This window comes from Psychrobacter urativorans (genome assembly GCF_904846675.1).
Classification (GTDB): Bacteria; Pseudomonadota; Gammaproteobacteria; order Pseudomonadales; family Moraxellaceae; genus Psychrobacter; species Psychrobacter urativorans_B.
Genome location: NZ_CAJHBT010000001.1, coordinates 118,919 through 133,754, shown reverse-complemented (window position 1 = coordinate 133,754; position 14,836 = coordinate 118,919). Strand labels below are relative to the sequence as shown.

Annotated in this window: 11 protein-coding genes; 4 read left to right on the top strand and 7 right to left on the bottom strand. The window is 43.7% G+C overall.

Annotated features, from left to right (window positions below; all coding sequences use genetic code 11):
• Window positions 1-179 precede the first annotated feature (179 nt).
• The 3 genes from JMY06_RS00595 to JMY06_RS00585 all read right to left on the bottom strand — a co-directional run bounded on the left by JMY06_RS00595 (window position 180) and on the right by JMY06_RS00585 (window position 3,551).
• Window positions 180-473 carry a GNAT family N-acetyltransferase gene (locus tag JMY06_RS00595; RefSeq protein WP_201526226.1) on the bottom strand — a complete coding sequence of 98 codons (294 nt, stop codon included), beginning with the start codon at window positions 471-473 and terminating at the stop codon, window positions 180-182.
• A gap of 169 nt (window positions 474-642) precedes the next feature.
• Window positions 643-2,100 (bottom strand): fatty acid desaturase family protein, encoded by a 1,458-nt coding sequence (locus JMY06_RS00590; RefSeq protein WP_227672092.1) that lies wholly within the window; start codon window positions 2,098-2,100, stop codon window positions 643-645.
• Window positions 2,101-2,357: 257 nt separating this feature from the next.
• On the bottom strand, window positions 2,358-3,551 hold the full coding sequence (locus tag JMY06_RS00585; protein ID WP_201615632.1) for a flavin reductase family protein: 1,194 nt from the start codon (window positions 3,549-3,551) through the stop codon (window positions 2,358-2,360).
• Window positions 3,552-3,992: 441 nt separating this feature from the next.
• Between JMY06_RS00585 and ettA the strand changes: the two genes are divergently transcribed.
• On the top strand, window positions 3,993-5,654 hold the full coding sequence (gene ettA / locus JMY06_RS00580) for an energy-dependent translational throttle protein EttA (RefSeq protein WP_201615526.1): 1,662 nt from the start codon (window positions 3,993-3,995) through the stop codon (window positions 5,652-5,654).
• 118 nt (window positions 5,655-5,772) lie between these two features.
• On the opposite strand, the gene plsB is transcribed toward ettA, so the two are convergent.
• Window positions 5,773-8,553: a glycerol-3-phosphate 1-O-acyltransferase PlsB gene (gene plsB, locus JMY06_RS00575; protein ID WP_201615631.1), complete on the bottom strand. Its 2,781-nt coding sequence runs from the start codon at window positions 8,551-8,553 to the stop codon at window positions 5,773-5,775.
• 188 nt (window positions 8,554-8,741) lie between these two features.
• Here plsB and ybaK point away from each other — a divergent pair, with 188 nt between their 5' ends.
• Together ybaK and JMY06_RS00565 are read left to right on the top strand one after the other, a co-directional pair.
• A complete protein-coding gene (gene ybaK / locus JMY06_RS00570; protein WP_201615525.1) occupies window positions 8,742-9,218 on the top strand; it encodes a Cys-tRNA(Pro) deacylase in 477 nt (158 codons plus the stop codon).
• Between the two features lie 132 nt (window positions 9,219-9,350).
• Window positions 9,351-9,725, top strand: a complete 375-nt coding sequence (locus JMY06_RS00565) for a 5-carboxymethyl-2-hydroxymuconate Delta-isomerase (RefSeq protein WP_201526243.1) — start codon at window positions 9,351-9,353, stop codon at window positions 9,723-9,725.
• 40 nt (window positions 9,726-9,765) lie between these two features.
• Here the strand turns inward: JMY06_RS00565 and JMY06_RS00560 are convergent, their stop codons facing one another.
• Both JMY06_RS00560 and JMY06_RS00555 read right to left on the bottom strand, forming a co-directional pair.
• On the bottom strand, window positions 9,766-10,230 hold the full coding sequence (locus JMY06_RS00560) for a hypothetical protein (RefSeq protein ID WP_227672091.1): 465 nt from the start codon (window positions 10,228-10,230) through the stop codon (window positions 9,766-9,768).
• 195 nt (window positions 10,231-10,425) lie between these two features.
• A complete protein-coding gene (locus JMY06_RS00555; protein WP_201615524.1) occupies window positions 10,426-12,246 on the bottom strand; it encodes an acyl-CoA dehydrogenase C-terminal domain-containing protein in 1,821 nt (606 codons plus the stop codon).
• 421 nt (window positions 12,247-12,667) lie between these two features.
• Here JMY06_RS00555 and JMY06_RS00550 point away from each other — a divergent pair, with 421 nt between their 5' ends.
• Window positions 12,668-13,762: an FUSC family protein gene (locus JMY06_RS00550; RefSeq protein ID WP_201615523.1), complete on the top strand. Its 1,095-nt coding sequence runs from the start codon at window positions 12,668-12,670 to the stop codon at window positions 13,760-13,762.
• A gap of 23 nt (window positions 13,763-13,785) precedes the next feature.
• Here JMY06_RS00550 and aroE read toward each other — a convergent pair whose 3' ends face one another.
• Window positions 13,786-14,628 carry a shikimate dehydrogenase gene (aroE, locus tag JMY06_RS00545; RefSeq protein ID WP_201615522.1) on the bottom strand — a complete coding sequence of 281 codons (843 nt, stop codon included), beginning with the start codon at window positions 14,626-14,628 and terminating at the stop codon, window positions 13,786-13,788.
• Window positions 14,629-14,836: the final 208 nt, after the last annotated feature.

The window sequence follows — 14,836 nt, the reverse complement described above, 5'->3', positions numbered from 1 at the left end:
TACGGTTGTCATTAAGATTACCAGTGTTGAGAGTAGACAGTCTAAATGTTACTTTTGTTCAATGAATAATGTTTGTATGGTAAGCCAAATATTGTCAAGCATAAACTGATATTTAGCGCACTATATTAAGAAGACACTGGCTCCAACTGCAATCAACAGACGGATTCGTTCAGGTTCGACTATATCAAATCTTGATAGTCAGGGTGCCTATTAATATATGAAGACACAAACGAACACTGAGGCACGACTTTTTTGTTATGTTCGTGTGCATAGTCTAATGCATGCTTAACCAATGCTGAACCAACACCGCGACCCCCTAACGACTGCGGAACAATAGTATGGTCATAGACTAGCGTATCGCCACGTTCTTGATAGCTGATATAGCCCGTTTGCTCATCAATAGTGGTTTCAAAACGTTTGGCTGATTCATTATGGGTAATGTCTAGGTTTTTTTGAGAACTTGCTGTACTCATAAGAGAACTCCTTTTTTATTATAAATTTTGTCCATTTATCTATTATATTTGTCCATTTGTTTATATGACAATATTAACTGCATATAATATTACACCATTATGAGCGTATGCTGATGAGGTTACCAGTGACTGATGGTAAGAGTAGATAGGCGAAATGTTACTGCTATTTTTATTTGACTTTCCACGCATAAAACCAAGAGTGACGCACCACTTCTGGAATATATTTACTAAGACCATGCCCTGCTGTTGTTGTACGTTGTTCTTTTTTAGCAATCTTCTCAGCATCTATCACGCCATCAGCGTCAGACGTTAATAATGATTGCTGGTAGGCATTCCATTCATCGGCACTGGGTTTGCTAAAATGTTGAATACGCGTCAGTACTTGCCGAAACTGAGTACCGAAATGTCCGGTATTATAGGCTATGTTATATTTTTGGCATATGGCCTGAACTTGCGGGGCAATGCTGGCATAGCGGTGAGCGGGCATATCAGGAAAGATATGGTGTTCAATTTGATGCGATAGATTACCCGTTAAAATATGAAATAATTTACTGCCTTGGATGTTACTAGAACCCAGAATCTGACGCACGTACCAATCACCTTTGCTCTCATTATCATCGAGATGGGTATAAATGTGCGCCTGCTCAGTGAGGTGACCACAAAATATAACGGCCCACGTCCATAAGTTGCGAGCGATATTGGCCGTGATATTACCGCTTAGCGTCGTAATCGCACTACGGCGACCCAATGCCAATCCGGCAATCGCAGGCAGGGCGACATAATCCTTGCCCACTTGACGACCAATTTTGGCAAATAAAGCACGTGATTTTTGCTGCAGAGTCTCATGCAATTCTGGGGTATCCGCATATTCATCGACACAGATTTGGATATCATGAAATGCCACGGCCCACTCAAAGCCGAGTGCCAGAATAATAGTTTTGAGTGGATTATAGCGATCGCCTGGTATCCACGCTTGCTCATCGGTAACTCGAATTAAATGATAGCCAACATCATGGTCACGGCCAACGATATTGGTAAAGGTATGATGCAAGTAGTTGTGTGAATGCTGCCATAAAGGTGCAGGACAAACGATATCCCAGTCAAACTTTTGGCTATTTAGATGCGGATGTTGCATCCAATCATATTGCCCGTGCATGACGTTATGGCCAAGCTCCATATTGTTTAATATTTTGCTAAAGCTCAATATGGCAGTACCTAGTAGCCAAACGCTCAATTGGCTGCGTTTTGATGACAGGCGTCCCGCTACTGCTAGCAGACCCCGGGCGACAAGCTCACTATAGACCACGGTATTATAAACGCGCTCAATATAGCGCGCATCATCAGCCCCTAACGAGTCCATCACACTTTTATATAAGGCACCTAGCTCATCCGCTAGCGCTTCGGTCTGGGATTTCGCTAATGGCGCACCGGTCAAGGTAGGATAGCGAATAGGTTGAGTTTGGTTACCGGTTTGATTGCTGCTATTCTGGTAGTCACTAGACGCTGTATGAGCAGCAATCGGCGCTGTCAATACTAAGCGATCAGCTGCCGCCAACTGCGCATCGGTTAATGCAGTTAATATGGGTACAGCAGAGTGGCCGTTGGATATTGGCGGTAACATGCGCATAAGTAATCCTTAACTGAGCCTCTATAGATTTACAGGTCATGTTTCTGATTTAGAAAACATGTCTCTGGAAATATAGTGTTGAAAATACAGGGTCGGTTTAATAAGTCGAATAGTTTTAGCATACAATATAGGGTAGGGTTAGTCTATTTACGTATGGTACTGAGCGCTGTTTTTGGGTCAGTTTAGCTAACTTACGTACATAATAGCTAATAAATACAGAATAGATAAGGCTGTGATTGCTGATTGCAAATGTGCTGCTAAATATCGAGCACCACATCAGTCATCGGCACGTTGATACAAGTCTGAATAGACTCTGTACCATTGCCGCTTATTTTGCCGGTTTGGATGTTTTTGACCACGCCGCTAATTTTATTGCAGCGGCACAATTGACAGATACCTTGACGGCAACCATAAGATAGGCGCATATCTGCTTGCTCAGCGCCTAACAGTAAAGTAGTGCTAGTAATAAATTGCCGTTGGCGCGACCGTAAATAAACAGTTTGTGATTCAGTGTCTTCTATTTCATCTTTGCCATCTCTATTCATCTCAGGCAAAGCCGTGCTAAAGCGCTCTACAATGATATTATCACGTAAAGAATGATCATTTGTCAGAACTATCTCAGCGGTAACACGATGTAGCTGTGCTAAAAACGTTTGTGAACCGCAAGCAAATATCTGGGTATCGGCTAAGGGTAAGTCTAATGCCAATAAACTTTGCGCACTTAAATGCCGTGTGTCTGCTAAGTAAGTACTGGGATCATCGGTGTTGATGAGATGATAAGCAAAAGCCGGGTAATTCATAGCTAACTTTTGCCAATAAGTTGTTAGAAGGGGTGTCCGATTATAATGTAATAAAGTGACTTCCCGCTCAGCCTGTAGCGCCTGTTTTATTAGCCCTAGCATTGGAGTGATGCCACTTCCACCGGCTATAAATAATAGTACCGGCTGTTTATCAGGCCGTCGATGAAGTCGTGTTGTTTCATTTAACTTTTGTGCTAAGGTAAAGTCGCCACTCGGGACACCACTATCGAATATAGTCCCAATCGGGGCAAGTTTGGTTAAGTAATCAGAAACTAACCCCTGCGGCTTAATGGCAATCGTAATGGTATGGCGTTGCTGTTTGCTAGTATGGTTGTCATTATCAGCATCGTTCCACCACAGCGGTTGCTGCGGTAACCCTACTAACGAGTAACTGCGTTGATGATAAATGCCATTGATAGGAACGCTTAGATTAATATGCTGACCGCCTTCCCAACCACCGTTTAAGCTAAATACTTGCTGTTTAAAGGCGCGATTGGTCTCAAACTGTAGCGTTATTAAGTCTTCACTGAGTGCAACCCTTGCAAGCAGACGCAGCTTCGGGGTGGTCAATGACCAAAACGGATGCAAGCGCGAGCCGATAAAGTCAACAAACGCGCGTTGGATAATTTCAGGGCGATAGCCACTGGCCATAGGCACAATACCTCATATCTGATTTCTTTAATGTTAGTCTTAATGCTTAATAATTGCCTTTTATGATAGCCTTTATTTAAACTACTTTTATCTAAATAGGGCTTTGAACCACACTGCTCTTAATTATATCTTAACGACTATTACTTAACTTTGCGAAAGGTTTGCTGCAATTTTTTGTGGCGGCCAACTCACCTAAGTTTATCAGCTGAGCATATAGTTATATTGAGATGTGGGTATCGCGATATTAAATAGTGGCTTTGTTTAGCGCTTTTATGCAAAAGGCGTTAAACAAAGTGGGAAAAAGCCTGTCAGCTTGCAGGGCATGCGCTACAATGCGATAATGGCAGACAATTTGTACCCCTGATTTTGAGGCGCAGCTCTCTTAGCATTAGCGCTGAGTAACATTTGCTGACCTCTTCTATGTAGTCTATCGGAGTGTTAATGGCTCAATATATCTACACGATGAACAACGTGTCAAAACTTGTTCCGCCTAAGCGCGAGATTTTAAAAAATATCAATATATCCTTTTACCCAGGTGCCAAAATCGGCGTATTGGGTATCAATGGTTCGGGTAAATCAACCTTACTACGCATCATGGCCGGCGTGGACACTGAATTTAATGGGGAGGCACGCGCGCAAACCGGTACTAAAATCGGTTATCTACCGCAAGAGCCGCAGTTAGATGACAGCAAAGACGTACGTGGTAACGTCGAAGATGGCATGCGCGAAGCCTTAGATGCACTTTCGCGTCTGGACGAAATCTACGGCGAATATGCGGACCCTGATGCGGACTTTGATAAGCTCGCTGAAGAACAAGGCAAGATGGAAAACATCATACAAACTTGGGATGCGCACAACTTAAGCTCGCAGTTAGAAAAAGCGGCTGATGCCTTGCGCCTGCCACCATGGGATGCGGATGTAAGCAAATTATCCGGTGGTGAAAAACGCCGTGTGGCATTATGCCGTTTGTTACTATCACGCCCTGATATGCTATTACTTGACGAGCCAACCAACCATTTGGACGCTGAGTCCGTTGCGTGGCTTGAGCAGTTCTTGCAAAACTATAGCGGTACTATCGTTGCCATTACCCATGACCGTTATTTCTTAGACAATGTCGCCCAGTGGATTTTGGAGCTTGACCGTGGTCATGGCTATCCTTATGAAGGCAACTATACTGAGTGGCTCGAACAAAAGAATACTCGTTTAGAGCAGCAGAATAAGCAAGAAGAATCGTTTGCTAAAGCGCTGAAAAAAGAGCTAGAGTGGATTCGTAAAAATAAAAAAGGCCAACAAGTCAAATCTAAATCTCGCGTTCAGCGCTTTGAAGAGCTCAACTCACAAGAGTTCCAAAAGCGTAACGAGACTGCTGAGATTTATATTCCACCCGGCCCTCGTCTCGGTAATAAAGTCATCGAAGTGAATGGTATCTCCAAATCATTTGGCGACCGTTTACTGTATGAAGATCTCAGCTTTAACGTGCCAGCGGGTGCTATCGTCGGTATTATCGGTCCAAATGGTGCGGGTAAAACCACGCTATTTAACATGATTACCGAGCGTGATACCCCAGATACCGGTTCAGTCGATTTGGGCGAAAGCGTCAGTGTGGCTTATGTCGGTCAGGTTCGCGATAACTTAGATGATGACAAAACCGTTTGGGAAGAAGTTTCCGACGGCCTTGATATCATTACCGTTGGTGAATATACCACCCCAAGCCGTGCTTATATCGGTCGCTTTAACTTTAAAGGCTCAGACCAACAAAAACGTGTCGGTCAACTGTCTGGTGGTGAGCGTAACCGTCTACAGTTAGCGAAGACGCTTAAGCAGGGCGCGAACGTACTACTCCTTGATGAGCCATCGAACGATTTGGACATTGAGACCTTACGTGCCCTAGAAGATGCGATTCAAGTCTTCCCTGGCACGGTAATGGTGGTGTCGCATGATCGCTGGTTCCTTGACCGTATTGCCACTCATATCTTAGCATTTGAAGAAGAAGGCCCAATCTGGTTTGATGGTAACTACTCTGAGTTTGAGACTTATCGCAAAAAGACTCTGGGTGATAATGCGGGTCCTAAACGCATGAAGTATAAGAAAATTAGTAGTTAAATTATTAACTAAAAACAAACTATGGTTTGTTTTAATGCAAAAAAAGACCTCTAATTCATTAGAGGTCTTTTTTTATTGTGCAGCTATTTTTATTTGGCCAACTTTAAGTTATTTCTAACTAACGCTTACGGCCAAATTTACGCTGCTTTTTATCGCTAATCTCGGTGATAGCATGAATGATTGCTTCCTCATCTAGACTTGATACTTGTTGCAAAATTTGCATCATATCAGGACTGAGCACATATTTGGCATGATGAGCGATATCATCAATCCGCTTATCAAAGGTCAATACGCCAGTCTCCTCATTTTTTTGCAGATAATCGAGGCGTAAAAGCGCATTCACGAAACTGAGGAATAAAGATCGGTCGAAGAAATCTGGGATATCATCGGCGTACAATACAGACAGACGCTGTCCGAGCAAATGGCATAAGTCGACGACTTCATCTGCCGTTAAGTTACCTGAGCCTTGTTGAGCAAGTAAAGCTAAGGTCATAAAGTAACGCTCGAGGCTTTGGCCAACGGGCGTCGCCAATACTTCTAACTGCTGATAATGACTGCTATTGGCGTCCGGTACGCTGAGTACATCATCGTCTAATTCCACAATAAGACCATGAGACAGCATGTTTTCAATCTTGAGATTGAGGGTTTCTGTCAAGCCATGCGCTGGATAATGTAAAAATAGCTCACTTTGTAAGAACGGATACAGCTGCGATACGATACCATCGAGGCGACTGCGTTTGATGCGACCGTTGCGCGCCACTAATGCTGCTAAGAAGGACAGTAGAATAAATACATGCAAGATATTATTACGGAAATAGCTGAGCAGCGCGGCTTGTTTTTCGGCAACTTGGATAATGTCGCCCAAAATATGCGGTATACGTTCGATAAGTTTAAGCTTGATACCATAATCGATAATATGCTGCGGACTCATATCGGTGATGACCGTGTCCTCAGAATAAGGCATCTGGCGCGCAATACTTTGGTAAAGGGCGATTTGCTCGCGGCAAATGTCCTCATCAAGGGCCGCTTTTGGCGCTGACAGTAGCACTAATGATAATAGCGATACGGGATTGACCACTGCCGCTTTATTAATATTCTGCATAATTTTTATGCCGATATTATCCACCATAGCGCTGGCTTTGTCATCAAGTGGCGTATCGGTGCGATCCGCAGGTAGGCTATCGGCAGGCACATCAAATTTTTGCATAAAGTCGCTAAGATGTAGCGGCGTACCAAAACTCAAATGCACATTACCAAAGATGCGCTCAATCTTCCGGCTAACTTTAAGCAGCCCTAATAACGATTCTGACTCCTTGGGCTTTCCTTTGAGCTCACCAACATAAGTGCCACCCTCCATGATGCGCTCATAACCAATATAAGTTGGAATAAATACTACAGGCTTATTGGTTTGGCGCAACTGGCTGTGCACAGTCATCGCTATCATCCCCATCTTTGGTGGTAGCAAACGCCCTGAGCGTGAACGGCCCCCTTCAATAAAGTATTCAATCGGCGTCTTTCGGGTGATAAGGGAGTGCATATACTCACGCAATACGGCCGTATAAAGGGCGTTACCGCGAAAGCTACGACGGATAAAGAAAGCGACTGCACCGCGTAAAAATGGGCCCAATACTGGCACATCCAAGTTATCACCAGCGGCAACATAAGGAATACTTAAGCCGCGCTTATAAATAACGTAGGACAGTAGGAGATAATCGACATGGCTACGATGACAAGGGACATAAATAATTTCATAGTCCATCGCCAGCTCGCGTACGCGCTCAAAGTGATGGACTTCGACACCATCATAGAGCTGCGTCCATAACCAAGTTAAAAACCGATCAAAGATACGAATAATAGGGTAGGAGTAGTCATTGACCATCTCATTAGCATAGCCCTTAGCGACACTTCGTGCCTCACGCTCGGTAATGCCAGTCGCAGTGGCTTCGCTCTCTACTGCATGCTTGATGGCTGGCGAGTAAACGAGCTTATCTACTAAGTTACGTCTGTCTGACAAATCAGGTCCGAGCATGCTGGCACGCTGTTTATCAAGGTAAACATTTAGCTGTTGTTGCAACGACCGTACCAGCTCACGATTGGCATCGGCGACTGGAACTAAGACATGGCGGTTGTCTTTATTATCAGTAACAGCATTATCAGCATCAACACTGTCTTCGGAGTCAGATGTCATAGCGCTATTAGCAAAATCTAATGACTGTTCTGTCTCTTCCGGTTCCTCTAAGCCATCGTGTAGGCTATCATGAATAATGGTGCGCAAATTTTGCGCGGGATGGAACTGTACAAAGGTGTCACGGCCCATCACCCCAATATTAAATAACTGCTTAGTGATACTGGGGTCTTCCCAGTTATCGGTCATCAATAATTTAAATAAAGAATCCTCTTTTTCAGGCGCACGGCCCCAGAGGATAGATACTGGCACGAGTCTTATTTGCAGATCTGGATATTGCAGGGAGGCGGCAACCAGACGTGATAGACGCGGTGACAGCTGGTGGTCTTTGGCCTTTGGATGATGCAAAAATATAATTGACGCGTTCTCATCGATATGATGGATGCTATCTTTTACCCCAACTAGAGCAGGTGGCAATTTATACTCTTGGGTTTGTAGATCAATCAAAATACTATTGGAGCGTGAATAATCTTGTAGCACATAACAGGTCAGCATTTGATCGTCAACATCAAATTCTGGTAGCTCGCCTAATAGTTTGGGCTTGACCGCCACATCCAGCACTTGCCCTGATATCTTGCGATAAAGCTGACTAATCGGTGCTTTGGTATAAGTGGTGGTTGCCACTTTATTGCGGTCAGAGGTCTGAGTCGTATCAGTGGCATCATTGACGACTGGCGCTTTAAAAATTCGCTTTTTTAAGAACTTTGGTATCATAATCAAAAGTCAAACTTTGTAAAATATAATACGCTTATGATGCCATAAAAGCAGACAAAGCGATATATGGTACGCGTATCTCTATTTAATATATATCAGGTTAACCTATCGCCTGTTTAAATGAGCAAAATTTTTGCGTAAGATAACTGAACACCATTTTTATTATTAATTACTCAACGTGAATGCTTATGACGCCTGCCATTAACCTTGCTCAGCAACTCAATCTCGATTATCAGTTGCACGAATATACTCATGATAATAGCGCAGCCTCGTATGGTTTAGAAGCGGCTGAAAAGCTTGGCGTTGACGCCACGCAAGTCTTCAAAACTTTGGTGGTCGCAACTGAAACGGGCACGCTAGCGGTGGCCATTGTGCCTGTCGCTACGACATTAAATCTTAAAAGTATGGCCAAATCATTGGCCAGTAAAAAGGTAATAATGGCAGTCCCAAAGGAAGTCGAACGTAGTACGGGTTATGTACTGGGCGGGGTCAGTCCACTAGGACAAAAGAAGCGCTTAATAACCGTTATTGATAGCTCAGCGCAAGACCAGCCCACTATTTATGTCAGTGCTGGTCGTCGCGGGCTTGAGATTGAACTGTCTCCGCAGCAACTGGCTAAGACCTTAAATGCGCGCTTTGCTGAGATTGTCACTGTTAATAGATAATAGCTAATAAGTGATAGGCCGGAGATAACAACCAAGAGCTCATAAATCGAATTGATTATGGTTACCCGAACACTTTAAGTTTTGACTTTGAATGCATAACTATATATTACACATACTACAAGGACGTCACCCATGCCACATTTAACCATCCAAGCCACGCCTAATGTCAGTATTCCTCACGCTGAATCTTTACTAAAAGTGCTTAATACAGCGCTTTGGGCTAGTGGTCATTTTGGCAAACCGACTGATATTAAAGCGCGTATGCTGCCGGTAACGACATTTTTAGTCGGAGTCGAAGATGATGAGCAAGAGCATGGTTTTATTTATGTCCATCTAAAATTAATGGCGGGCCGTGATAGTAGCGTGCGCAATCAATTGGCTGAGCTATTGGTCACTACCATAGAGGACAAGCTTGGCGCTGCGCAGTCAGGACGAGCGGCACTACAAATATGCGTCGAAGTAGAAGAAATTAGTGCTGTCTATCAAAAGAAAATCCTTGATAGTTAGGTTTCTTATTCTCCCTATTGCGTATTCATTTCACTTGTATTTACTCACACAGCGATCGACTGGCATATTTCGGTAGGATAATAACCTCGACGGTATAGCCTGCCGTTTTATCGTGAGTCGCCATTAGGTTACGGGCGATACGCAAACGATAGTTACCAGAAACTGGCAGACAGCCTTGATAGATAATACCGCCTTTAGTGCCATCTTGCGACCCGTTTGGCATATGCAATACGCCAACATTAGCGGTCTCAGGAGTACCTGAAAGAGGTGTGATATTAATGACTGTATATTGTCCACTTGCTGCGCTAAACTGATACCAGCGCTCGTGTTGTTTGGGGCTAAGTTTACCGCTGATACTAGTACTGACTTGGCCTTTAGCAAAGCGAATCGGTTGCTCTGTAGGGTGGACAGAATGACTGTTATTGGCACTGGCTTGTGCGCCAGTAGTTAGCATCAGACTAATAATAGCACCAGCCGATATCAGAGATTTAACAAATAATTGCAATATGATGAACACCTATAAAAAGACCGCCTATTAAAGATAATAGTTATTTTAAGTATAGGCAAGATGATTGCTAGTTTCAGTAAGGCCTTTATTACTTTGTATTTCAGACAAGAAATTTATTTAAAACAAAAAAAGCGCCCAGTTTATTAATAACTAGGCGCTTTTTTATATTAAAACTTCAAATTAGACTTAATCTTAGTCTAAAAAGGCAAAGTTTTCGATAGCCATTGCCGTCATGCTCTCACTTGGCGCAACCATACCTTCGGCATGGCCTGAGGTACGTGGCAATATTTTATCAAAGTAGAATTCTGCAGTTTGGATTTTAGCCGTATAAAACTCTGGTGCTTCGGTGCCGCCATTTTCCAGCTTGTCATAGGCCACTGCCGCCATACGCGCCCAGTGGTAGCCCATCATCACGTAGCCTGAGTACATTAAGAAGTCATCAGATGCCGCTGAGATTATTTCGCGGTCTTTACGTGCCATTAGCATCAAGCGCACAGTCAAGGTATTCCATTCGGCACATAGTTTGGTTAATGCCCAAACAAATTTACGCATGTCTTTATCAAGCGCATATTCGCTACACCATTTCATGATGCTAGAAGTATAGTCGCGGATGATTTTACCTTTAGACTGCAAGATAACTTTACGACCTAATAAATCAAGGGCTTGGATACCAGTAGTACCTTCATACAGAGTAGCAATACGGGCATCACGAGCGATGAGTTCCATACCCCATTCTTTAATATAGCCGTGACCACCATAAATTTGCTGACCATGTTTAGCCGCTTCAATGCCTAATTCGGTTAAGAAGCCTTTTAGAATTGGGGTGTAAAACCCTAGTTTATCATCCCATTTTTCAAACTCAGCATCATCGCCATTGGCAACGCCTTGAGACATCTTGTCAGCATAACGCGCTGCATGATAAATCATGGAGCGACCGCCTTCAGCAAAGGCTTTTTGGGTGAGTAACATGCGGCGTACGTCGGCATGATGAATGATCGCATCTGCTACTTTTTCAGGGTCTTTAGTACCTGATAGCGCCCGCATAGAACGACGATCTTTAGCATACGGTAGTGCGTTTTGGAATGACAATTCAGTATGCGCCAGACCTTCGATACCAGTACCGATACGAGCGGTATTCATAAAGGTGAACATCGCTTTGAGACCTTTGTTCGGCTCGCCAATTAGGTAACCAATCGCTTCATCAAAGTTCAGGACACAAGTTGCTGATGAGCTGATGCCCATTTTGTGCTCAATAGAGCCGCAAGAGACACCATTACGCTCGCCAATTTCGCCTTTCGCATTTGGCAAGAATTTCGGTACGATAAATAATGAGATACCGCGTGTGCCTTGTGGTGCATCTGGTAGGCGCGCTAGTACAATATGGATAATGTTTTCAGTTAGGTCATGCTCGCCACTTGAGATAAATATTTTGGTACCGCTAAGCTTATAGCTATCGTCGTTTTGCGGAATGGCTTTTGACTTAACTTGACCTAAGTCGGTACCACATTGGGGCTCAGTCAGACACATGGTACCTGCCCACGACCCTTCGACTAATTTATGTAAGTAAGTTTCTTTTTGCTCATCGGTACCGTATTGCATTAAGGTATTAATACAGCCAGTCGATAGGCCTGGATACATTGACCACGGCCAGTTCGCCGTACCGATCATCTCAGACTTGATTAGGTTCAGTGACATCGGTAAGTTCATACCGCCGTATTCTTCTGGATACGAGATACCTTGCCAGCCGCCATCTACAAATTGCTTATAAGCTTCTTTAAAGCCTTTTGGCGTCGTCACCACGCCATTATCAAAATGACAGCCCTCCTCATCTGCAGGCTGATAGATAGGGGCAAGAACGTTTTCGGCAAAGTCAGCGATACCTTGCAAAATCATATCAACCGTTTCAGGGTCAGCATTGTCGCCGTTATCTAAATCTTTATAATGGGTTTGAAAGTCAAAAACATCATTAATCAAAAATTTAATATCACGTAAAGGGGCTTTGTAAGTTAACATAGTCAGTCTCTTTAATTGGTTAGCTATAGTAGAGTCAACAGTTCATTATCAGTATTATTAACGTTACTGTCAGTTGTATTCGCAGTAGTGTTAAGTGCAGTCTTTATAATAGATGTTGTTAAGATAAACTTACTTATATTTATAAAAGTTAAGTACTGCTTAAGTGGTTAACTCAGTGTTAGGTGTTTCTTAGTATAAGTGTTTTGTTCAGACAAAACTATGATTCATAACTAAAATTCATATGTATATATAAGAGTCATTACCTTATATTATAATTCACCATTTTATCTGTGATAACAAGGTTATAAATAATGAATTGTTGATACCGTACCAGTGTGCCACCTTAAACAGTGCAATACTTACCTACTAAACTAGCGCTACACAAACTACAGTCAAGTCATTTAAATTAGGATTTTCGTTGATGAACACCTCGCAGAACGTGGCCGCGCTTAAGCGTCTAATCAATGGAGAGCTTGCGCATCTGCTCACCATCAATAAAAGTCGCCGGCCGTGGCACATGCCGATTATTGCCGCTATTGCGATCAGCTTCCCCGTATTTGTGGGCGCCTATTTTGGTGCGTTATCTTCAGGGATTAAGGCATCCTTAGGGGCTATGGTGATTTTAAACTTACCATTAGTGGGGTCGTTGCCTCATCGGCTGGTGACGTTAATGGCATGGGGCTTTGCCATGTCGCTGTGTTTTGCGCTAGGGCTTATCGCGCAGCAAGTGCCTATTTTGAGGCTGCCAGTATTTACAGCAGTGGCCTTTGGTATCGTGGTTTTGGGGCGCTATTATCGTCAGCCGCCTCCCGCTGGTTTATTCATTATGATGGCGAGTGCCATTGCGCTGTTTATTCCGCTGCCACTGGCGCAAATATTACCGGCGACGGGTTTGGTGATGTTAGGAAGTGGTTTTGCGATATTTATGGGGCTGCTATACTCGCTGTTTTTACTTGCCACACGACCAACGCAGCCGGCACCAACTTATAGCTATGAGCCGGATACCATCAGTGAAAGTATCATTGTGGCCAGCTTTGTCAGTCTGTCGTTATTAATAGCATTAATACTGAAGATGTCTAATCCCTATTGGGCGGCTGTGAGTTGTTTTATTATTATTCAAGGTATTCATCTGCGGACGATATGGATTAAGCAGCTACATCGTTTGCTTGGAACTTTGATAGGTATTGGGCTGGCGAGTTGGATGTTATCGTGGGGTTTGTCAATGTGGGGCGTGGCGGCTGCCTTATTAATGATCATACTGTGCATTGAGTCACTGGTTGACCGTCATTATGGCATGGCAGTGATATTTATTACTCCGCTGACGATATTTATTGCGGAATATGGTAGCGGCTTACCCCTTGCTCCAGAAATGTATCAAGGGGTTGTTCGTGCACGTTTGCTTGATACTGCGCTTGGTTGCATGGTTGGTCTGAGCGGCGGTTTGGTTATGCATTCAGCTACGCTACGCACTCCTTTACGGCGAGTGGAGAGCTGGCTGCTGACGCGCTTTAGTTAGAATTAGTTATGCATATTGATTTTTTAATGCAACATTTTCAATGTTGTAGTCGCCTGCGCCACATCAATAGACTGTCCCGTCCAACGCTTAAAACTTAATGCGGCTTGTCCAATGAGCATGCCATAACCTTCAGATACTTGAGCTTCGCGTGCGGCAAAATGCTGTAAAAATGGCAGCTCGCGTCCATACATCATATCGTAAGCATAATGACAGTTTAGATTATCAGCTAAAGGCAAAGTATCACCTGATAGACCAATCGATGTGGCATTAATAATCAAATCAAACTCACCGGTTAGCTCAGCTGTCGCGCAAGTATTGATGTCATGCTTATTAATGGTAGGGCTAGCAGCGCTGAGTTCAGCTACTAAGGTTTCTGCCTTACTTGGGGTGCGGTTAGCAATAGTGAGCTCGCCAATACTAGCTTGAATAAGTGGCAATACCACGCCACGCGCTGCACCGCCTGCGCCAAGGAGTGCCACTCGCATGCTAGCAAGCGGCCAGCCCAGTCGAGTCATATGATTGACCAGTCCTTGCCCATCGGTATTATCGCCATATAGCGCACCATCCTTTGTCAGCAGCGTATTGACTGCACCAGCGACTTTAGCATGCTCAGATAAGCCGCCACGGGTTAGACAGATATTATAAGCTACCTGCTTAAAAGGTACAGTTACATTTGCACCCACGCCGCCACCATGAAAAAATGCCTCGACTACAGCGGTAAAGCTCTCAGCATCGTCCGGACAGTACTGGCGCTGATAGCTGATATCAAGCTCCGGTTGCGCGGCAAATACTTGATGGATCTCAGGAGACTTACTGTGGGCAATTGGATTGCCAATAACGATAAAATGGATGGTCGTTTGCTTCATAGCCTACCTGCTGCCTGTAATCGGTGAAAGGTCAAAAATTATAAAATTGCTGGTACTTATTGTTAAGTTGCTGTTGTTCAGTCACATGTTAAATTACATATTAATTCAGGTGTTAAGTCATCTTCTATCGAATTGCCAGTTATTGACTAACTGTTTGTCAGGTAAATTTTTTACTATTAATACCTGTTGTACTTCTACCATAAAACAA